Below are 21,914 nucleotides of genomic sequence, written 5' to 3'. Positions count from 1 at the left end.
CAAAGTTCCTTGTATAGATTACAATGAACCCGCAAATAAAGGGACGTAAACAGGAAAACATAAATAGTTCGGCGCTCTAAAAAAAAGATGAATTGGTATTAAATAAAGAACATGTAGAGGTGTTGTATAGGTAACCTACCTCCTTGTATAGGCTACAAATTCATGATATAATCTGTCAAATTGGTTTCCCGAGGTAAATCAAGTTTCTTTCTCAATCGATATCGCTTTATTTCGACGCTTTTCACGGAGATATTTATTAGGGGAGCAATTTCTTTAGAAGAAAGATTTAACCTAAGATAGGCGCAGAGACGAAGATCATTGGAAGTGAGTCCGGGATGTTTGGTTTTAATTTTATCAAAAAATTCTTTGTCGGCATTTTTGAAAGCCTCTTTAAACATCTTCCAGTTGTCTTCTTCTCTCAATTCATTATCTATTGTTTTGATAACATTTTTAACCTTGGAACTTTCCGCTCCCTTAAGCTCTTGTTTAAGATTGGAGAGAAATTCGTTTTTCCGCACCAGCGACATTGTGGAAGCTGCCAACTGCCCATTCTTTTCTGTCATGTCTTTTTCAAGGTGTTCCTTTTGAAGTTTTATGATCTTCTGTTCTGCTTCAAGGTTTTTCATTTTAAGATTCTTTTCCCGCTCTTCCAGGATCTTTTTGTGGCGCCTTTTATATGAATAGTGAACTAATGTAAGCCCCAGGACAAACAGTATAAGATAACTAACCAAAGCCAAATTACTGTTGTACCAAGGTCTTGAAATCGAAAAATAATACTCTTCAACAGCAGTTTCCCTGCCATTAATTCTTCCTTTTACCTGAAATGTGTAGTCTCCAGCTGAAAGATTCTCAAAATTTGCGGTACTTGTCTGCTCCCATCTGGACCAATTAGAGGAATAGCCCTCAAGTCTATAACTATATTCTGTTTTCGCAAGTTTTTGATAATTTGGAATACTGTATTTAAAGAGAATATTGTTATCTTGGCTCTCGAGCCTTAGATCTGGTTCATTCAATGATTGATAACTGATGTCCTCCCTCTTTGAAGATGTGCGCACATTGTTTATCACTACGGAGCCAGAAAGTACTTCTTTTTCAAGGGGTAAAGAAAATTCGATATATCCACCATTAGAACCAACCAGATAACGATTCTCTCCAATTAATGAAATATTTTCGAATCCTTTCCCGATGTTTCGATCATCTAGAGGCAATGCAACTTCTCTTGCTATTAATTTTTGCTCAAAAGGATCTCTTTTAACATAGTAAAGGTTATCTACACCAAAAGTCCACCAGCTACCATCTTCAAGAACTACCGAAGCACCACTAATCCTATTGTCTTTCCCGGTCAATCTGTTTAGATCATTGTCCCTGGTAAATTTGTTTAAATTCTTATCATATAGAAAAACTTCTTTTTCAGTAGCATAATATATTTCATCTTCAAATTGAAAGATCTGCGGAACAAGCCCAGAATTCTCACTGATCTCATAATTCCGAATTTCTTTTACTCTGGAAAAATTTTCATCAAGTTTGATCCGGAAAATTCCTCTGTGAAAGTGGCTCATCCATACCACAGAATCACTCTCAACAATCATATGCTGTACAGAAAAATCAAAATTTTTAATGTACTTGGCAGTAGAGTCTTTTGAATGTGAAGGTAGATAGCTAAGACCATTATAATGCCCCTGTAAAATTCCATCTCCTATTTCCTCCATGGTCCATGTCCCAAGTCCATCCCAGATTAGCACAGCATCCTTTTTTTCTATCTTAAAGGTGCCCCTGTCATGTCCTGCATAAAGATTTCCTTCCAGATAATTAAGACTCCAAACCTGTCCTGTTGTACCGGACACCAACCGATATGGTTCATCGGAGTCTACTGTTTTATAGTATAACCCCTGGTTGGTACCTAAATACATAAGATCGTCCACCACCAAGCTGCAGTAAACCGTCCCAATCTTTCCGAAGAAATCCACGAAAATGCGAAAAGCACTTTCTTTATTAATTATCGCAATCCCATTATCCAGTCCTCCCCAAATATTCCCTTCAGAATCTTCCGCCACTGCCAGTAGCGTGTTATTGAGGAGCGTAGGCTGCGACAAATGATACTCCACCCCACCCTCCATTTTGAGCAAGTATAAGCCTCCCCCTATACTTCCCAACGCCAGGCTTCCATCTTTTAAGTAGATCGCCGAAAAGAAACTTACAGACATGGGATAATTTTCTATTGGTAAAGCTTCCCATTGGTTCCCGGTAATAATAAATATTCCGTCATCCCGGGTCACTGCCAGCATCTTGTCAGATGAGTAAGGAAATAATCCTACAATAGGCTTGTTCTCAATTTTTACATTTGAAATAAATGTTTTCCCTATTCCCTGCTCGATCACGAACAGACCTTTATCTGCAACCTGATAGTATATTTTATCCCAAACCCCGAAAAGGTTTGATATATTTTTTTCGGTAACTATAGTTGTCACCTTACCGGATATCTTGTTAAAGCTGTAAAGTCTTTGATGACTTTGAAAAATAACATGATCATCAACCTCTTTAATATCCCAAAATTGCTCTCCGTCAATGAGTCCTTCTGAGACTGAATCTTTTAGAGATGTATACTGTAGTATTCCATCTTTCCCTGTGCGCCAATATCCAAATTCCATATAGGCCCCGGTGTAAATATTTTCACCTGATACCATTACCGAACGTACTGCGGTTTTACCGGGAACCTCATAGAGATTCCAATGCTCCCCATCAAATTGAAGCAGTCCGGAATTATTAGCAACGTAAATCATTTTATCTGGACCCTGCGAGATCATCCAGTTCTGGTTGCCAGCCCCGTATTCGCTGGGAGAAAAATTAGTGACAGGAGGTAGTTCCTGAGCGTTTATTGCCAGGCTAAAAAACAGGAAAACAAAGAATATTTTCTTCAACACAAGAAGTCTGAGTTCATTTCAAACAAATATACCAGCAATTTATATTTAAGGAAATTTTTAAAGAAAGCATTTAAATTTTCTGATAATATCCTCCTAGACTTTACCCGGCATTTTTCCCAAAAGCTCTATTAGTGATTTTTTCTTAAGTAAACCGAAACCAACCTTTTTTTTCACTGTGAAAACGTTGAAAACCTGTTCCACAATTATAATTTCCGAAATATTCAATCCACAAAAATTCAAAAGAGAATCCTTGATTTAATCTTTTAACCCCTGCAGGTTAGGATTTTCTTTAGGAATTTCTGTTTTTATTGTTATAAACGGGTTAAATACCAGTAGAATGGAAGCTTTTTTTCTGAAATTGGAACATTTGTCTGGCATTAGATTTTATAAAAGAAAAACATAAACTGAAAGTTCCTTATGATCCCAAACATGGTATCCCCCATTCTATTTTTCAGAACTATTTATATTCCCTTTTTTTTCTTCCTTTTGTTGTCGGTTTCTTCCCTGGCACAAGAACAAAAAGACGACTCTTTAGCTATTTCCCGTTCCTTTTATATTCTTTCAAACACAGGACCGGGTGCAGACATGGCCACTCCTGCTCTTCTGGAAAAAATTTCAGAAGCGTCCAGGAATGATTCCTGCGCTTCCCTTCTACTTTTGGGAAATATAACAAAAGAAATGGGATATCCCGAGGGAGATCAAAAAAGGCAACAGGCACAGGAATTTCTTAGAAAGCAACTTTTACAACCTCTCAAAAACTTTAATGGAAACATCATTTTTGTACCAGGAGTAAACGAATGGAACGAATCTGCCCCTCAAAGTCTGGACGACCTGGAAAGTTTTTTACAGGAAAACAGCGACCGCGAGTTTATACCAGATGATGGTTGTCCTGTTGAAGACGTTGAAATTAACGAAGAGATTGCCCTCATTACTGTAGATTCTCAATGGTACCTGGAAGACTGGGACAGCAGTAGTGATTTTAATGTGGATTGCGACATTAGAACCAAAGAGAGATTTTTCATAGAAGTAAAAGATGCCTTAAAAGATAATTTTGGGAAGGTTAAAATAGTTGCTGTACATCACCCGATGCTGAGTTCATCAACTTCAGGCTTTTTAAATAACGTCTTTCCTTTTTCCCGTCAAAATTTTGACAATCCTTTGTATCGTGAACTCCGGAAAAGACTCGAAACCCTTGCAAGCCAGTTTGACGACGTGATCTTTGTCTCTGGAAATGATCGGAACCTGCAATATCTCACCAATGACAGAAATCCCCAGATCATAAGCGCTACTGCGGCAAAAACAGAATCTGCCAAAGCTAAAGAAGATAGTCATTTCGCCTCTCAAGAACCCGGCTACGCAAAATTAACAATCTTCAAAAATGGCAATTCTGAAGTGAAGTTCTTTAAAGTTGAAGAATCAGCTGAAGAGCTTTTATTTAGCACAACAATTCCGCGGGAAAGAAATACCAAAATAGACCTGGAAGGGGAGCAATGGAAAGAACTGGAAGATACATTTTCAGCTTCTATTTATACTTCCGAAGAGACCAGCAAAAGCGGAGTCTATCGTTTTCTATGGGGGGACCACTACCGGGAGGTTTACAACACCAGGATCGAAGTTCCTGTATTGCTCCTTGATACCATTCATGGCGGCCTCACTCCTCTAAAAGAAGGAGGCGGGCAACAATCCCGTTCCATTAGGTTTATAAATGAAGATGAAAACGAATATACACTACGGGCCCTGAGAAAAAGTCCTTCGCAATACATACAAGCCGATCTTCTTCCTACCTCCTATGTAGGAGACAGGATCAACAACACGCTGCCGGAAAGGTTGGTTAAAGACTACTTCACCACCTCCCATCCATATGCAAAATTTGCACTCGATAATTTTGCTGAAGCTCTTGACCTGCCTCACATAAAACCCGATATCTATTATGTGCCGCGCCAGCCTGCACTGGATATTCATAATGATGAATATGGCGATGAGCTTTATGAATTGCAGGCCCATGCGGGGAGTGAGAACAAGTCATTTGCACAATTCGAAAAGCCACAGGAGATCCTGAGTTCATTTGATCTTTTAGAAGAGCTTCGGGAAAATCCTCAGGCCAGCGTTGCTGAAAGTGAATATATAAAAGCCAGGTTGTTTGATATGTTGATTGGCGACTGGGACCGTCACCAGGACAACTGGCGTTGGGCCGAGTATGAAGAAAATGGGGAAAAGCTTTATGTGCCTATTCCCAGGGACCGGGATCAATCTTTCTCAAAATATGATGGCCCGCTCATTCGGTTAATTAAGCTTGCGGTGCCAAACCTTCGAAAGATGCAGACTTTTGACGAAGATATTGACAGTGTGGAATGGTTCAACTGGTCAGGTTATCCTTTAGACCTTCAGATCCTGTTTAAAAGTAACTGGGAACAATGGGAGGAGCAGGTGGAACTCATTCAAAACACGATTTCAGATGAACAAATTGAAGCTGCTTTTGCCGAGTTACCGGCAGCAGCACAGGACCAGAGTATAGAAGAGATCAAACAAAAGCTGAAGGGTCGTCGTGGGAATTTAATGGATATCGCCCGCGAATACTACGAGCACATGCATGAATTTACTGTGATCACAGGTACAGATGAAGATGAGAATTTCAAGATCACACGAAAGGAAGATGGAAATACCGAAATCGTCCAAATATCTGAAGGCGAAGAGATCTTCAGAAAAACATATAATTCAGAAGAGACAGAGGACATCTGGATCTACGGCATGGCAGGAGAGGACACTTTTAGTGTCACCGGTTCTGGCGATGATCTGGTAAGGATAAGAACTTTGGGAGGTCCGGGAAAGGATGTTTACGACTTTCAGAATAAAAGAAAGGTAAAGCTCTATGACTTTAAAAGTTCAGAAAGTGAAATTTTACAGCCGGGATCGCGAAAGTTGTTGGTAGATTCATACGAGATCAACAACTTCTACTATAAAAAATTCAAATACAGCACGTTCAAAGCGATGCCCTATGTCAACTTTGAAACCGATGCAGGTTTTACTCTCGGTGCAGAAGCGGTTTGGACGAAGTATGGGCTGGTGAACAACCCTTTCCAAACACAACATGAACTTCTGGCCAATTACTACTTTGCTACCAATGGATTTTCTCTACGGTATGATGGAGAGTTTGCCCACCTCTTCAATAACTGGAACTTTGGCATTACTGCACGCTATAACAGTCCTAACTACACGCTCAATTACTTCGGAAGTGGATCGGAAAGCCAATACTACAGCAATGAAGTAGACAAAGACTTCAACCGAATAAGGATCGAAAAATGGCATTTTTCCCCATCATTAATTTGGCGAAATGACGCCGGAAGTGTTTTTGATTTCAGAACCATGATCGAATCCATCAAGGTAAAATATGAGCAGGATATTTATCTGGGACAATTATTATCTCCCGAAAATGACATTTTTGACAGGCAGTTATATGCCGGAGCGGAAGCTAATTACAGGTTCTACAGCAAAAACAACGCAGCCTATCCCAGTCTGGGATCTAATGTTCGGGTTACAACAGGTTACAAAAAGAGTATAGACGGTACTGGAAATGAATTTGCTTACCTGGAGCCTTCCGTTTCTTTTAATTACCCGCTTATTCCCAGCGGTTACGCAGTCATTGCCTCAAAACTTGGAGGAGAAGTGATCTTTGGAGATGATTATGAAATCTACCACGCTGCCACAATTGGAGGAAATCGCAGCCTTAGGGGTTATCGAAATCACCGTTTCAATGGAAAACAGGCATTTTACCACAGTACAGATTTGAGAACAGCGCTCGGAATCTGGGAAAATAGTTTTGTTCCCTTTGTGTATGGTGTCACTGCCGGATTCGATTACGGCCGGGTTTGGACACCCGGGGAAGATTCAGAACAATGGCACAACAACTATGGTGGTTCTTTCTGGGTTAGTGCCGGTTTGGCCCTAACCGGAAACATCGGACTCTATCACGGTGGTGACGGAAACCGTATAAGCGTTATGCTCAACTTTAAATATTAGAATTACTTGTCCCGGTTTTGATATTACAGTTTCCTTAACGCAGGTTCTAGAAATTCCTTACTAGCTTAATAAGGTATTGTAAATCAGCAAAAAAAAAGCAGTTATGGGAAAACTTGATGGAAAAGTAGCATTAATCACCGGCTCTGATTCGGGAATTGGGCAGGCTTCAGCAATAGCCTTCGCAAAAGAAGGAGCAAACGTGGTGGTCACTTATCACACAGATGAAGAAGGAGCCAAAGAAACCCTTCAGCAAATCGAAGCGCAGGGAAGAAAAGGAATTGTTTTAAAAGTGGATATTTCCGAAGAAAAAGAAGTTGAAAGCATGTTCGACAAAGCACTGGCAGAATTTGGGAAGATCCATATCCTAATGAATAATGCTGCCATTGACGGGCAGGGTTTTAAAGTTGCCGAAATGCCAACCGAGAATTTTGATAAGGCTATAAAAATCAATCTTTACGGTACATTCTTTTGCACCCGAAGGTTTATCAAGGAGCTGAAAAAGCAAAAAAGCAAAGGAAAAATTATTAACGTGAGTTCGGTCCATGAGGAAATTCCTGCTCCCGGCACTGCAGAATATTGTGCTTCCAAAGGTGCGGTGCGAAATTTCACCCGGGTGCTTGCACTGGAACTGGCCGAAGAAGGTATCAATGTTAATAATATCGCTCCCGGAATGATCCTTACTCCCATGAATCAGGAAGCTATTGAGGATAAGAAGACAAGAGAGGAACAGGTACAACACATCCCTATGAAAAGAGCAGGAAAGCCCGAAGAGATAGGGAAGCTTGCAGTTTTCCTTGCTTCCTCAGATTCAGATTATGTCACCGGCTCCACTTACGTCATGGACGGCGGATTGATGCAAAATGTTGGCCAGGGAGCATGATTCCAGTAGACAATGATTAGTGGCCAGCAAGTCCAAAACAGTATTTTATGATTGCAAAGGGTCAAAATAAAACACGAACAGAAGCAGTCAAAAATGGCATTTTTGAGCAGGATCTAAAAAAGCCGGCTGATTTCTCAGCCGGCTTCAACCACCCTGTCGATCATGAAAACAGTAACTGGAAAATTATTCTCCTTATACCAGGGTGAGGTTAGACATGTAAAAATGGCATGATCTTCTACTGCTTTCTATGTTTTAGGATCCTTTAGATGAATAACATTTGTACTCCATCCTGATCTGCACGATTATAAAAATCGCCTATGGTCAGAATTCCGTCGAGCTCATCGATTAGGTCATCTTCTTTTAGATGAAACATATCATAAGCCAGCTTACAGGCCCAGAGTTTTACTCCTGAAGCCGAAAGTATCTCAAGAAATTCATCTACCGGCGGCATATCCAGCTTATCCATTTCTTTTTTCATCATTTTAGTAGCGATTGCTTCCATCCCTGGAAGTCCACCTACCATCGTGGGCATGTGCATGGCTGGATTACCCACGGTTGCTACCCGTAGTTTATTCAACTTTTTCTTCTGTACGGCTTCCAGACCAAAGAAGGTAAAGAAAATTTCAGATTCTATGCCTTCCATCCTGGCGCCATTGGCCATTATAAAGGCTGCATATACATTTTCAATGGTAGCCTTTGATAAGATGAAGAGCATCTTTTTCACTTTTGTCTTGCTCATTTTAGTAGGTTTAAATTAGATACAGCTTTTGGGTTTAGGCACCCCTGCGATCTTTGTTGAGATCTTTAAAGGTCCACCGGGGAATAGAGCGTAGAATTCTTTTATATCGAGTACACCACTTTTTTTAATGCCCCTAATAGACAGAGCTTTATCTGCCTTTACCTGTTCCTGGATCCATTCGATCACTTCCCAGTGCCGGGGGGTCATTGTGATTCCTTCTTTTGTGGCGATTTCTTCTCCCACCCCCCGGTTCCATTGAGAAAAATCTAGTAAATAACCTTCTTCGTTAACTTTTACGTTTGATCCTGCAATTAAAGTTTCCATGATATTAAATTTTAAATTATAAATTCTATAGTTTTTTGCCTTTGGTGCTCATATTTCGACTTACCAGGGGAATTGGAATTCCCTTTAACAACATATTCCAGTAGATCCACCTAAAGGCCAGTTTTCCCCAGTGATTAAAAACGCTTTCCTTCAGCAATTTTAACGGACCCAAACCGGGAATGGGAAAGGTCCCCTCCACAGGCTCCTGCTTATAGTTGAAATCAATAAGCAGAGCTTTATTTTTTCCGGTTTCAATGAAGCAGTTGGCGTGCCCGTCAAATTCTGCTTTTAGAGGTTTTCCCTCGATGTACAGCAAAATGTTATCTGTAAGGGTTTCTGCTTCAAAATGAGCTACAGAGCCGGCTTTTGAGGCAGGTACATTAGTAGCATCTCCTATTACAAACACATTTTCGTATTCTTTGGACTGAAGCGTATGATGATCTGTTGGTACAAAGTTGAGATCATCTCCCATACCGGAGCGTTCAATTACATCATCCCCCATATTTGTTGGGATAGTTACCAAAAGGTCATATGGTACCTCCCGCCCCCCGTAGTCAATGATCTTATTGTTATCATTGTCTACACTTTCTATGGCGAAATCGATCTCCAGGTTGATATTTTTCTCTTTCAGCAAATATCCTAAGGCACTGGAGCTTTTCTCTTTGGTAAACGCTCCAGAAAGTGGTGTTACGTAGGTGAGTTTCACTTTATCCCGCATACCCTTTTTGTGGAAATATGAATCTGCAAGAAAAGCGAATTCCAGTGGAGCTACAGGACACTTGATAGGCATCTCGGTAAGATGGACCACCATATGTCCACCCTTCCAGTCTCTTAGTTTATTCCGAAGTGCAAGTGCTCCTTCATAGGTGTAGAAGTCGAAAACATTCTTATGCCAGTTTTCCCCTTTCATGCCCTCAACCTCTTCAGGAGCAATTTTTGAACCAGTGGCTATTATTAAAAGGTCATACTGAAGGCTTTCATCCTCAAGCTGCACCTTATTCTCTCCCGGAAAGATTTGTTCTATTCTTTTCTGAACATAATTCACTCCCTTGGGAACGAATTTTTTTCCAGGTTTTTTTACTTGCTCTTCGGTGTAAATATCAAAAGGAAGAAATAAAAATCCGGGTTGATAATAGTGAGTTTTATATTGATCTATAATGGTGATATTCCAATCTGAGCTCTTTAATTTTGGACGTAGATGATTTGCCATCATAGTACCTGCGGTACCAGCTCCAAGGATTACTAAATTCTTCATGACTAAGGGTTTAAATAATAATGTAAATTTAAGACCACCAACTCTTTTTTTATGCAACTTTTGTTACACAACCTAACTTTTTCTACCCCGAATTAGGCACAAAAAAAACCGGACCTAAAAGATCCGGTTTCGTTAATTTTATGGACTATTATTATTCTACTGCACGGTAATCAAATTCCTGACCACCTACAGAAATACCTGCCATGGCTCCGGCTTTTGGCATAATTGCAACTCCGGCTCCATTTTCAAAGGTAATGGCTTTTCCTTTACCTTCATCCCAAATTACTGCAGAAGCGCTTCCTCCAAATTCAAAATTTCCTTCTTTGAATTTATCAAGAGCTTCCTGAGTTTCAAATACTATAAGTTCTCTAAAGGCTTTACCTCCAAACTGGAAGCCAATGTCTATTTGTCTTAGTTCGGCATAACCGGCAACTTGTCCATTTTCATAAACAATACCGTTCCCGGCAGCTCCTCCCAGGATCCAGGCACCTTTTCCTACATTAGGAAAAATAGCATATCCTGCGGCATCAGAAAGCATTCCTTCTAACTCGGGGTTTGCTCTCATAAAGGCCATTTTGGAGTCCATTGCATCAGTTTTAATTACTTCTCGCTTTTCCATGTCCATGAGCATCTCCTGATCCTGAGCATTTACATTTCCCGAAGCCAGGAGTAACATCAGAACTATAAGTCCGCTATATAAATTGTAAGAAATTCGTCTCATAACTGTATTATTTTTAAGGTTATGATCTCAAATTACTCAATTATACCCTCCTAGACTGTTAACCGCAAGTTATTTCACGAAACCTTAAGGTTTCTTTAGGTTTAAATTTACTTCTTTTCGGGAATGAAGCGATCCAGCTCCTGCCGCCATAAGGCAGTGTTGAGGATGGTAAGAAGCCCCAGATTAATTTCCTCCCGTAAACGGCTTTTTGGAGCTACAGCAAAAGCATAATAGTGAGGGTCGAGCTTTAGTGGCTGCACCCGCAAAGAAAGATCGGGGTCATTGTTTATATGGTACCTCAATGCCGGTACCGTGTGAAACACTCCCTTGAGATCATTTTTATTTACAGCCTCCAGAGCTTCTGAAAGATTGGAAAAAGCTTTATAAGCAATTCTTTCCGAATCCAGATACTGCGAAGCAGCAGAACCTTCTATCGCAGCTATTTTTATATTCCGAAGATCTCCGGGGGCCTCAATTTTTTTGCCTCCCGAACTACCCATAACGACCGATACAAGGGAAGCCGTAAGAACGGCAGTAACAGCCATGGCTATCAACATCCAGATCAATGCAAGTGCACGTCCCAGGAAAGTAACCGGAGCTTTGTCTCCGTACCCGATAGTTGTCATGGTCACTCCTGCCCACCAAAATCCAGATCCAATTCCCTTAGCCACAGAGCGATCCCCTCCAAAGTGATCTTCATTAGAACCCCGCTCCACTAAATAAATAATAGAACCTACAATGAGCAATAGAAATGATAATGCAATAGCGATTTTCCAAAAACGTTCATTAAAAAAGGCTTTGGAAAGACGGGAGAGAGAGATCGAACTGGAAGTAGCCAGGCCAAGCTCTGAGGTGTAATAAATATGGCTGAAGTCAACATCGGCTTCAGATTTTGAAGTTACATCTCCCAGCAGCAGGACATCAACATCTCCATTAAGTAGTTCTACCGCCACTCCTTCCTTATTTACTTCAGCAAATTGATAAGTCATATTCAGACTATCGGCCACCGCCCGCCACAGCCTTATACTGATACCATCCCAGGTGCCATTTTCACCCTGAATAACAAAAGGAGGTTCGGGATTTAGTCCCACTATGAGTTCCTTTCCTTCTTCAAAAAAAAGAGAATCCTCCTGTGCCCGGACGGAACTACTGAAAAGGATTGCTGAAATAAAAAAGAAAAAGATTATGATCTTGCCGAAGCTCATATAAATGCGTTTTTAAGATATTGGAAAACTAAAACCTCAGTAATTTACTACTATTTAAGGATAACAGACAAATTCCGGAGAAGCTATCTTAACAAGGCTGAGGTTTTAAAAATGATGGTAAAAGAGAACATTTCTCTCCAAATTCAGCCTAACTTCAGTCTTTAAGGCTCCATATAGGTTATTATGAGAAATCGAAATCCTCGAAATGGATATTCTTTGCGGGAGTTCCAAGGGTCCGGAAATCCTTCACTAAAGTTTGACGCAGATTTTTAGGACCACAGATAAAAATGGACTTTTTTTCGGGTTGTTGGATGTCTGATGCTTTTAAATGACCTGACTCTTCTGAGCATATTCTGTGTATCCGAAAGTTCTTATGCTTTTTTTCCAGCTTTTGGAATTCCACATGAAAGAGACCATCATTTTTATTCTTAAAGCAATAATAAAGATCAATTTCCAGCCCTGTATTTTCAGCTGAATTCAAGACTGCAGCCCAGCTAATAAATGGGGCTATTCCCACCCCACCGGCAATCCAAATTTGCTTTTCACTTCCCTGCCTAAAATTAAAACATCCGTAAGGTCCATCCAAGATGGCAGGGGTCCCTGTCTTAAGGAGGCTATGGAGTTTAGTTGTATAGTCACCGAGATCCTTCACAAGTATTTCTATAGAAGAATTTGATGATGTGCTACAAATGGTATAGGGATGGCTTTCCCTGCTAATACCTTTTTGTTTAAACCGGAAAAAGCAGAATTGTCCTGGAATAAATTCCAATGGCGTATCCTGAGGAACAAGAGAAATTTCCATAATCCGGGAGCTGTGACGGGTAATTTCTTTTACTTCAAAATGATGTTTTTTAGAGAGTATTCCGTAGAAAATCGACATATAGAGGAAAGCAAGTACTCCTAAAACAGAGAGCAGCAACAGGTAAACAGCCAGAAGCGTGTTTTGTTCAAAAAAAGAATCGATGTAAAATACATGCATAATTCCCAGCACATAAAAAAGACCCATGAATTTATGGGTGACCTTCCATCTATCGTATGGCAATTTGATCACAATAGTTAACAGGATTAAAAGGGTTAGTCCTAATAAAGACCAACTGCCCAGGTCTATTTCCGGTTTCTGGTGCAAAGGAAGAAAGTATGTCAATGCTTTTTCATTGTTTTCAGGAATCCATCTTAGCGCAAGAAGTAAAGGATGAATCAACAAAACGAAAAATGCAAGTTTTCCTGTACTGTGGTGTAAGTGATAAAGTTTATCCAGTCCTCCAAAAAGCCTGTCCAATACTTTATGTCTTACTGAAAACACAAATGAGAGGGAAAAAAGGGTATAGCCCGCTACAGAAACTACCTGGCTGCCATAGACCAGCAGGGGCTGGAAATTATGTTTAATTCCAGTCGTTGGGAAGGAAAAATACCAGAGAACGATCCCGAAGAACACCGCGCTTAAAGTAGCAAGTAATGCTCTTTTCTTACTTAAAACCATTTATTGAGAATAAAGAACTTAAAATTAAGGAGCAGTGACATTTTAATACATGACATATATCAATTTGTCTGTTCAACATATGAATTTAGCCAAAGACCTCTCCAAGACTTGTTCCATTGAACATTAGAATTACTATCTTGGAATAAACTTTTGGATATGGACAAGTACTTCGGCGTATCAGCAGGATCTTTATTGGCTGTATTTTTATCGGCAGTTGGCATCTATTTTACAGTGATACTTTTCACCAGGATCGCGGGGAAACGTAGTTTCTCAAAGATGTCGAGTTTCGACTTTGCCATGACCATCGCAATTGGATCTATTGTAGGCAGTACGCTTCTTTTAGCTTCTGTAAGCCTCACAACGGGAATTATTGGTTTGGCATCAATCTACCTTCTGCAACAGTTGGTCGCTTACTTCAGAAGGTTTCCTTTTTTTGGACATATTGTAGAGAATAAACCTTTTCTATTAATGAACGGGTCAGAGGTTCTGGAAGAAAATTTGAAAAAGGCCAGGGTTACAAAAGGTGACCTGCGTGCAAAACTGCGGGAAGCAAATGTAATAAGGCTGTCACAGGTAAAGGCAGTAGTTTTTGAAACTACAGGAGATATTTCAGTATTACATCATCAGGAGGAAGAAAAGCAAGTTGAAGAGTGGCTATTGGAGGATGTAAGGAATTAGATGTAAATTTTCTTGTGAAACTCTCAACTGTTCAGAATAAAAAACCCTGTCAAAACAAGATCAACAGGGTTGTATTAACTTTAAAAATTAAAGTAGCCTCGCCAAGAATCGAACTTGGATCTACAGTTTAGGAAACTACTATTCTATCCATTGAACTACGAGGCCGGATGGGGTGCAAATTTAAAAACTTCCGATAAGTTATCGGTCTTTAATCCTAAAATTTTAGAGAAGGAAGTATGAAAAGCCGATAAAGGAATATTTATTACATTTAAAAAAATTATTTGATCATGAAGATCCTTTCTCTACTTGCCATCTTTTGCTGCACTTCCGTATATTCTCAGACTAAAAATCCTGAGATCATGAAAGATGCTTTTGCACATACTTATTCCATAGTGGCAAGAGATGCGGAAACCGGAGAAATGGCTGTGGGAGTACAGAGTCACTGGTTTTCTGTTGGTTCAATTGTGTCCTGGGGAAAATCGGGGGTGGGAGTGGTTGCAACCCAATCCTTTGTCAACCCGGCTTATGGGCCTCAAGGGCTGGAGCTAATGGAACAGGGGAAACAACCTTCAGAAGCATTAGGTATTTTGCTGGCACAAGATGAAGGAAAAGAGTACCGCCAGGTGGCATTTTTGGATACTTCAGGAAACACTGCTGCACATACGGGCGAAAACTGCGTGGAAGCTGCAGATCATATCACCGGACAAAATTATTCCGTTCAGGCTAATATGATGCTCAATGCCACTGTAGTTCCTGCTATGCAAAAGGCATTCCTAGACAATGCCAAACTACCACTGGCCGAAAGAGTCTTAAAAGTGCTTCAGGCTGCCGAGGCTGCCGGGGGAGATATCCGCGGAAGTCAGTCGGCTGCAATCCTGGTTGTTGGTCCCAAGAAAGTGGAGAATGCATGGGAAGAAAAAAAGATCGACCTTCGCGTGGACGATCATGAACAACCCCTGGTAGAACTTGAACGTTTGCTGAAGGTTGCCCGCGCCTATGAATTCATGAACCGGGGTGACCTGGCAATGGAAGCGAATAAAGTAGACAAAGCCCTGGAAGAATATGGGAATGCTATGGAATTGTTTCCCGATAACCTGGAAATGCAGTACTGGACTGCAGTAGCACTCGCAAACAGCGGAAGAATGGACGAAGCAAAACCCATTTTTGAAGCTGTTTTTAAAGAAGATGAAAACTGGAAGGAAATGCCCCGTAGATTACCGTCTGCAGGGCTCCTTAACATCCCGTCACAAGAATTACTGAACCTCATAAAATAAATTGAAATGAAAAATTTAAAGCTTAATTACATCATAGTTGTCCTGGGATTGATCCTTATGGTTTCCTGCAAAGACGAAGAGAAGACTGCCGAAGCTACACCACAGGAAACTACCGAAACCACTTCTAAAGCCGAAGGAACCGAAGAAGTACAGGTGAACCCTGCTCATGGTTTGCCGGGCCACAGGTGTGATCTTCCGGTTGGGGCACCATTGAATGCCAGTGCGGGAAGTACTCCCAACCCTACTCCTACCAGCCAGTTGCCATCAACTTCGGTTTCGCCTATTAGGGTAGATCAAACCCCAAGCGTGAATCCTGCACATGGAGAACCGGGGCATGACTGTTCAATTCCTGTGGGAGCGCCTCTAAACCAATAGTTCCCAAAATGACATTTTAGGAGGTGCTTAAAAAGTAAATCAAATTATGTATGAGCCTGAACTAATTTCAGGTTCTCGTGCATTAATGATTCTGAAATAAATTCAGAATAACGATTTTACTCACTTTTTAAGGGCCTCTTTCTTATTCCCTCTTTTCCAACTTCAAAAAAATTCCCTATTTTAAAAATAAAAGATATGGAAGAGAAAGCCTTAGAGTTTGCACGGAAGGCACATGGAGAACAACTGCGAAAATATTCTGAAGAACTCTACATAGAACATCCTAAAAGAGTTGCAGAGACCGTTCGTACTGTTTCTCATACTACCGAAATGATCTGCGCGGCATACCTGCATGATGTGGTGGAAGATACGCCGGTGGAAATTGAAGAGATCAAAAAGAAGTTTGGAAATAAAGTGGCTCAGCTGGTAGAAGAACTTACAGATGAATATGTAACAGAGAAATATCCCCATTTAAACCGGCGCAGGAGAAAAGATAAGGAGGTGGAGCGACAGGCAACCATCAGCAATGAGGCAAAGACCATTAAACTGGCAGATGTCATTGATAATACTCCCGACATCGTTAAAAACAATCCCAGCTTCGGCCCTAAATATCTCTCCGAAATGGATAAACTCACCAGAGTTCTTGTAGGTGGCGATCCAATCCTTTTTGAAAAAGCGTGTAAAGAAGTCAGCGAAGGCAAGAAAGCTCTCAACCTGAAATAAAATGAGCTAGTCAAAAAATGCCATTATTGACACCTTAGCAGCTTTAGATTTTCCCTGAAGCCTGCTAAAAGATTTACCAAAGTTCCTTTTCATGAAATCTGATTATAAAATATGCTTTCGTTCATAACGGATAAAACTTTGACAAATCTGGCTCTCAAACAGAAATAAAAAAGCTGCAGAAAATTTAATTTTTCTGCAGCTTAATTGCTTTCATAAAATTCTTGTTTCTTGACTCTTTTTAGTCCAATCCTCCCTTACGGTTAGCATCTCTAGGCTCAGGCCAGGTCATTTGCTCTCCGGTTCTTCTGCTAACCGGAAGAATCCTCCTTTCACGGGAAGTCGTTTCAGGGTCTTCACTCGCCATATAAGTTAAAATTGCAGTTAAGATCACATTGCTTCTAACATCATCAAAAACGAGCTTATCGTAAGTATCTAAATTAGTGTGCCAGGTATAGTCCCAGTAAGACCAGTTTAAGGAATTAAGCATAAATGCAGGCGCACCGGCTGCTACAAAAGCAGCGTGATCAGTTCCCCCACTTGATGGAATCCCGGGGAAGGTAGTTTCAATTTCACCCTTAATTTCCTGCGGAACCGGCTCCAACCATCTTCCTATATAATCGTAGGAGTGAAGGAAACCCTGTCCATTAATATTCTTAACTCTTCCGGTGCCATTATCCTGATTGAATAAGGCCTGAACATTATCCACAATTTCGGGATTGTCTTTTACAAAAGCGCGTGAACCATTCAAACCTTGCTCTTCACCTCCCCAATGCCCGGCAATAATGGTGCGTTTTGGATTGGGATAAAGTTTTTTAAGAATTCTCATGGTTTCCATCATTACTATTGTGCCGGAACCATTATCTGTAGCACCGGTTCCTCCATCCCAGGAGTCAAGGTGCGCTGAAAGAATAATATATTCCTCAGGTTTTTCACTGCCTTTAATTCTTGCAATAGTATTAAACGTAGGTACTTCTCCAAGATCTTTAGATTCAGCAACTACTTTTATTTTTGGAGCGCTACCATTTTCGGCTAGTCGGTACAGCAAGCCATAATCCTCCAAGTTAAGGTCTATAGTGGGGATTTCACTGGTGTATCCACCAAAAATCTTATTCGCACCAAAACCATGAGACCAGTTTGAAGTTACAATTCCTGCAGCCCCTGCCTTTTCAAGTGCTCCAGGTAATTCCCGGTAGCCATAACCTGTTTTTTCAATTCGATCTCTCCAAAGGGAATCGGTTTCTTTTATAGTCTTCTGCATCTTTTCCCAGGACTTTTCAGTAGCCCATTCTTCCCAGTTATATGGAGGCCTTCCGGTAGCTTCGTTTACTGAGATCATTACAAATTTTCCTTTAACCTTAGAAAGCATATTGGCAAAAGCAGTAGAATCAGAAGCTTCAGGCAGTAGTACCACCTCAGCGGTTACACCTTTTTTTCCGGTTGAAGGGCTCCAGGCCAGTTGCCTCCCTTGCAGCGTGCGTAATCTTGGCTCTACAAGGTCAATATGAGTAATGCCACGCTCCCAACCACGCCAGGTACCATACTGCTGATTTTCGGCTTCAATACCCCAGCTCTTGTACTTCTTTGCCACCCAATCGTGAGAGTTTTTCATCTCTGGCGTGCCTACAAGTCTGGGACCAATGCTGTCAATTAACGAATGTGCAAGATTTTCCAATTTTGAATTTTCCTCAGCCTCCTGTATGATTCTTGCAATCACAGGATCTTCCTGTGCTACGGAAATGTTTCCTATCAGGAGAAAACAGAAAAATAGAATTCCTGAAATTTTTTTCATGTGAAATTTAGATTTTATTCGGTTTTGACCAAATATATTAATTAAACTCATAAGTTTTCCTGCTGAAGTGCTTCAGATACTGACGCCTTTTCAGGTTATTGACGAAATGTCGGGGTTAGATTAGAAGAGAAAAATATGGTATAGGCCTGATTATTAAAGGGATTAAGGGAATTCAGAAAAGAAACTTCGGAATTTATTATCTTCAGGAGCGATCCTGTACAGTCTTTGCACAAACTCTACAAAATATTAAAGTAATGAAAGTTTTAGTTATTGGAGGAGGAAATATGGGCCTTACCTACGCAGAAGGGATGGCATCATCGACATTTTTAAACAGGCGAAAGCTGATGATTTATGATGTGTCGCCAGACAAGACCGTTCTGCTGAAGGATATGGGAATTTTTGATGTTCATGAAAAACTCGAAGACGCCTTACCCGAAGCCGATGTGGTTTTTATTGCTGTAAAACCTTTTCACAGCGAAGAACTATTTGAGAGAATGAAGCCATTGATGCATAAAGAACAAATTGCTGTTTCTTTAATGGCCGGAGTTACCATTGGCAGGATTCAGGAAGGCCTTGGAATTTCAAAAGTTGTAAGGTCAATGCCAAATCTACCTGCCCAGGTAGGAAAAGGAGTTACCTCCTACACCGAGAGTAAAGAAGTCTCAAGAGTGGAATTGCTTATGATAAGAAATCTTCTCGATACAACCGGAGAGTCCATTCATGTTAAAAACGAGAACTTTATTGATGCCTCGACAGGAATATCGGGTAGTGGTCCCGCATATGTTTTCTACTTTATGAACTCTATGCTGGAAGCAGCTCTTAAAATGGGCTTTTCGGAACACGATTCCCGGGTACTGGTAAGCCAAACCTTTGAAGGAGCAGTGGAATTATTCAACCAAAATGATCTTTCCCCTACGCTATGGATGGACAGGGTGGCCTCAAAAGGAGGAACTACCCGTGCAGCGCTGGATTCCATGGATGACAATAATGTAAAGGAATTGATCAAAGAGGCTGCCTATGCTGCTTTTGACCGGGCAGTAGAACTTGGAGAAGAGAGTTAGAAAAATTTAGAACTATATTGAGCCGGCAGTGTTTTATTCAAAACGTTGCCGGCTTTTTTTTCTCCAATATTTAAAGGCGCTGCCCTGCCTTATTAATTTGAATATGTGATATTTTTACACTCCCGGAATAGTCCCAAACAACTGCCCGGAGAAAATAGATTTTTTATAACTTAAATGATAAATGAACCAAATGGCATCTAAACAAAATCCAATGCGGCTTTTTGACTGCCTTAGTTATCAACTTGAGAATTTTCCCCTACCCGATATGCTTGCTGCTAAAGAAAATGGTGAGTGGAGAAAATACAGCACCCGGGAAGTGAGTGAAAAAGCAGATCAAATAAGTGCCTCACTTTTGAAAATGGGATTTTCCGCAGGTGACAACAGCATAGAAGGAAAAGACAAAATTGGAATCATTAGCCAGAACTGTCCCGAATGGATGATGGTGGATTTGGCAATTCAGCAGATTGGGGCTGTGTCTGTTCCCGTTTATCCAAATATTACCACTAAAGAATTGCAATTCATTCTGGAAGATGCAGGTGTAAAAATGATCTTCGTTGGAGATGAATCTCTTTATAAAAAGATAAAAGAAATTAGGGAGAATTTACCGGCTTTACAGCAGGTCTATTCTTTTAAGGAAGTGCCCGAGCTACCTCAACTAACTCAATTAATGAAGGAGCTTACACCAGAGATGAAGTCTCAGGTTCAACAGCTAAAAGCGGCTGTAAAAGAAACAGATCTTGCCAGTATTCTTTATACTTCAGGAACAACGGGAACTCCAAAAGGCGTTATGTTGTCACACCGCAACATCGTTAGTAACTCCCTTGGTGCTGCCGATGTTATTCAGGAGGTGGGAGTTCAGGGAAAAAGGGTGATAAGTTTCCTGCCGCTTAACCATGCTTTTGAACGCATGGCGACCTATTGCTTCTTTTACAGCGGGGCAGCGGTCTATTATGCCGAAAGTATGGATACAATAGCTGCAAACCTTAAGGAAGTAAAACCCACTCTTTTTACTACTGTCCCCCGTCTTCTTGAGAAAATTTACGAAGGCATTCTCGCCAAAGGAAATCAGCTAACCGGAATTAAAAAGAAACTATTCTTTTGGGCGCTGGACCTGGCAGAGCGTTTTGAGATCAATCAGCCAAAAAGCCTGAGTTATAAGTTGCAGCTCGCGTTGGCCAACAAGCTTATCTTCAGCAAATGGAGAGAGGCCCTTGGTGGTGAGATCAAATCTATCATTACAGGAGCTGCTGCATGCCAGGTACGTTTGCTGAAGATCTTTACTGCAGCCGACATCGTGATACAGGAAGGTTACGGCCTCACCGAAGCCTCACCTATAATTAGCGGGAATCGTTACAACGAAAAGAACAGGATGTTTGGCACTGTGGGACCACTGCTGAAGGATGTTGAGGTCAAAATAGCCGAAGATGGCGAAATTCTGTGCAAAGGACCAAACGTGATGATTGGCTATTATAAAAGACCCGATCTTACTGAAGAGGTAATGGATGGAGAATGGCTGCGTACCGGCGACATTGGAAAAATAATAGATGGAAAATTCCTGAAGATCACTGACCGAAAGAAAGAACTCATCAAAACCAGCGGCGGAAAATTTGTTGCACCTCAGCCTATTGAAAATAAAATGGTAGAGAGCCCCTGGATCGAGCAGATCATGGTGGTAGGGGAACTACAAAAATTTGTAGGAGCCCTGGTGGTCCCGGCTTTTGAAGCCTTGAAAAAATGGTATTTAGAACAGGAAAAACCTTATCCCGGAAACGACAAGGTACTGCACGATAGCGAGGCGAGGGAATTGATTAGCGCATCTGTCACGAAATTCAACCAGGATTTTAATCCGGTAGAACAGATCAAAAAATTCCGGTTAATTCCAAATGAGTGGACCATTGAAGGCGGGGAATTAACTCCTACCCTTAAGCTGAAAAGAAAAACGATCATAGAGAAGTACCAGGATTTTATTCAGTCGATTTACAGTTAAAGACTTAAATCGACTCAATGATAGCCTCAGGAATTTGTAATTTTACGAGGTTTTTAGAGAGTAGATTTTTATTGAATCCAGGCCGGAAAATAAACAGGAATAAAATATTTCATTCCGACGCACTTTTTTGACTCTTTATTTAGTGAAATAGAAATTTTCGACTATATTTGCAACCGCAAAAATGGTTGCGAAATTCCTCCTTAGCTCAGTTGGTTAGAGCATCTGACTGTTAATCAGAGGGTCCTTGGTTCGAGCCCAAGAGGAGGAGCTTAAATTGAAATGCAAATTTCTGTTGGGCGAGAAGCCTATCCCGAGTGAAGCCGTAGGCTAAGTCGAGGGAAGCCCAAGAGGAGGAGCAAAAATAAAAAGGGTGTTAGTGACCTTTTAAAATAACACTGAAGACGTATTGGAATTCCTCCTTAGCTCAGTTGGTTAGAGCATCTGACTGTTAATCAGAGGGTCCTTGGTTCGAGCCCAAGAGGAGGAGC

Annotated in this window: 16 protein-coding genes and 3 tRNA genes; 10 read left to right on the top strand and 9 right to left on the bottom strand. The window is 40.9% G+C overall.

Annotation, left to right across the window (positions count from 1 at the left end; genetic code table 11):
* Window positions 1–152 precede the first annotated feature (152 nt).
* Window positions 153–2,918, bottom strand: a complete 2,766-nt coding sequence (locus LA313_RS07145) for a helix-turn-helix and ligand-binding sensor domain-containing protein (protein WP_228913990.1) — start codon at window positions 2,916–2,918, stop codon at window positions 153–155.
* A 420-nt stretch (window positions 2,919–3,338) separates the two neighbouring features.
* Between LA313_RS07145 and LA313_RS07140 the strand changes: the two genes are divergently transcribed.
* Window positions 3,339–6,938 carry a metallophosphatase gene (locus LA313_RS07140; protein ID WP_228913989.1) on the top strand — a complete coding sequence of 1,200 codons (3,600 nt, stop codon included), beginning with the start codon at window positions 3,339–3,341 and terminating at the stop codon, window positions 6,936–6,938.
* Between the two features lie 103 nt (window positions 6,939–7,041).
* On the top strand, window positions 7,042–7,818 hold the full coding sequence (locus tag LA313_RS07135; protein WP_228913988.1) for an SDR family NAD(P)-dependent oxidoreductase: 777 nt from the start codon (window positions 7,042–7,044) through the stop codon (window positions 7,816–7,818).
* Between the two features lie 262 nt (window positions 7,819–8,080).
* Here LA313_RS07135 and LA313_RS07130 read toward each other — a convergent pair whose 3' ends face one another.
* The 6 genes from LA313_RS07130 to LA313_RS07105 all read right to left on the bottom strand — a co-directional run bounded on the left by LA313_RS07130 (window position 8,081) and on the right by LA313_RS07105 (window position 13,542).
* A complete protein-coding gene (locus tag LA313_RS07130) occupies window positions 8,081–8,557 on the bottom strand; it encodes a DsrE/DsrF/DrsH-like family protein (RefSeq protein WP_228913987.1) in 477 nt (158 codons plus the stop codon).
* Window positions 8,558–8,572: 15 nt separating this feature from the next.
* Window positions 8,573–8,881 (bottom strand): TusE/DsrC/DsvC family sulfur relay protein, encoded by a 309-nt coding sequence (locus tag LA313_RS07125; RefSeq protein ID WP_228913986.1) that lies wholly within the window; start codon window positions 8,879–8,881, stop codon window positions 8,573–8,575.
* 25 nt (window positions 8,882–8,906) lie between these two features.
* Window positions 8,907–10,136, bottom strand: a complete 1,230-nt coding sequence (gene sqr / locus LA313_RS07120) for a type III sulfide quinone reductase, selenoprotein subtype (RefSeq protein WP_228913985.1) — start codon at window positions 10,134–10,136, stop codon at window positions 8,907–8,909.
* A 151-nt stretch (window positions 10,137–10,287) separates the two neighbouring features.
* Window positions 10,288–10,857, bottom strand: a complete 570-nt coding sequence (locus LA313_RS07115) for a lipid-binding SYLF domain-containing protein (RefSeq protein ID WP_228913984.1) — start codon at window positions 10,855–10,857, stop codon at window positions 10,288–10,290.
* A gap of 107 nt (window positions 10,858–10,964) precedes the next feature.
* Window positions 10,965–12,062 (bottom strand): ion channel, encoded by a 1,098-nt coding sequence (locus LA313_RS07110; RefSeq protein WP_228913983.1) that lies wholly within the window; start codon window positions 12,060–12,062, stop codon window positions 10,965–10,967.
* A gap of 181 nt (window positions 12,063–12,243) precedes the next feature.
* On the bottom strand, window positions 12,244–13,542 hold the full coding sequence (locus LA313_RS07105) for a ferredoxin reductase family protein (RefSeq protein WP_228913982.1): 1,299 nt from the start codon (window positions 13,540–13,542) through the stop codon (window positions 12,244–12,246).
* A gap of 156 nt (window positions 13,543–13,698) precedes the next feature.
* On the opposite strand from LA313_RS07105, the gene LA313_RS07100 reads away from it, so the two are divergent.
* Window positions 13,699–14,220 (top strand): DUF421 domain-containing protein, encoded by a 522-nt coding sequence (locus LA313_RS07100; protein WP_228913981.1) that lies wholly within the window; start codon window positions 13,699–13,701, stop codon window positions 14,218–14,220.
* Window positions 14,221–14,313: 93 nt separating this feature from the next.
* On the opposite strand, the gene LA313_RS07095 is transcribed toward LA313_RS07100, so the two are convergent.
* Window positions 14,314–14,385, bottom strand: a tRNA-Arg gene (locus LA313_RS07095).
* A 122-nt stretch (window positions 14,386–14,507) separates the two neighbouring features.
* On the opposite strand from LA313_RS07095, the gene LA313_RS07090 reads away from it, so the two are divergent.
* From LA313_RS07090 to LA313_RS07080, 3 genes are all read left to right on the top strand, one after another.
* On the top strand, window positions 14,508–15,494 hold the full coding sequence (locus tag LA313_RS07090) for a DUF1028 domain-containing protein (RefSeq protein ID WP_228913980.1): 987 nt from the start codon (window positions 14,508–14,510) through the stop codon (window positions 15,492–15,494).
* A gap of 6 nt (window positions 15,495–15,500) precedes the next feature.
* The gene (locus LA313_RS07085; RefSeq protein ID WP_228913979.1) at window positions 15,501–15,869 is read left to right on the top strand and encodes a hypothetical protein; all 369 of its coding nucleotides are present in this window, start codon (window positions 15,501–15,503) and stop codon (window positions 15,867–15,869) included.
* Window positions 15,870–16,064: 195 nt separating this feature from the next.
* A complete protein-coding gene (locus LA313_RS07080; protein WP_228913978.1) occupies window positions 16,065–16,589 on the top strand; it encodes an HD domain-containing protein in 525 nt (174 codons plus the stop codon).
* A gap of 238 nt (window positions 16,590–16,827) precedes the next feature.
* Here the strand turns inward: LA313_RS07080 and LA313_RS07075 are convergent, their stop codons facing one another.
* Window positions 16,828–18,378 carry a M20/M25/M40 family metallo-hydrolase gene (locus LA313_RS07075; RefSeq protein ID WP_228913977.1) on the bottom strand — a complete coding sequence of 517 codons (1,551 nt, stop codon included), beginning with the start codon at window positions 18,376–18,378 and terminating at the stop codon, window positions 16,828–16,830.
* Between the two features lie 254 nt (window positions 18,379–18,632).
* Here LA313_RS07075 and proC point away from each other — a divergent pair, with 254 nt between their 5' ends.
* From proC to LA313_RS07055, 4 genes are all read left to right on the top strand, one after another.
* The gene (gene proC / locus LA313_RS07070) at window positions 18,633–19,439 is read left to right on the top strand and encodes a pyrroline-5-carboxylate reductase (RefSeq protein ID WP_228913976.1); all 807 of its coding nucleotides are present in this window, start codon (window positions 18,633–18,635) and stop codon (window positions 19,437–19,439) included.
* A 190-nt stretch (window positions 19,440–19,629) separates the two neighbouring features.
* Window positions 19,630–21,426 carry an AMP-dependent synthetase/ligase gene (locus tag LA313_RS07065; protein WP_228913975.1) on the top strand — a complete coding sequence of 599 codons (1,797 nt, stop codon included), beginning with the start codon at window positions 19,630–19,632 and terminating at the stop codon, window positions 21,424–21,426.
* Window positions 21,427–21,620: 194 nt separating this feature from the next.
* A tRNA-Asn gene (locus LA313_RS07060) sits at window positions 21,621–21,694 on the top strand.
* Window positions 21,695–21,839: 145 nt separating this feature from the next.
* A tRNA-Asn gene (locus LA313_RS07055) sits at window positions 21,840–21,913 on the top strand.
* Window position 21,914 lies beyond the last annotated feature (1 nt).

The sequence above is a fragment of the Salinimicrobium sediminilitoris genome (assembly GCF_020866905.1).
GTDB classification, from domain to species: domain Bacteria; phylum Bacteroidota; class Bacteroidia; order Flavobacteriales; family Flavobacteriaceae; genus Salinimicrobium; species Salinimicrobium sediminilitoris.
This window is presented reverse-complemented; position numbering and strand designations above follow the sequence as displayed.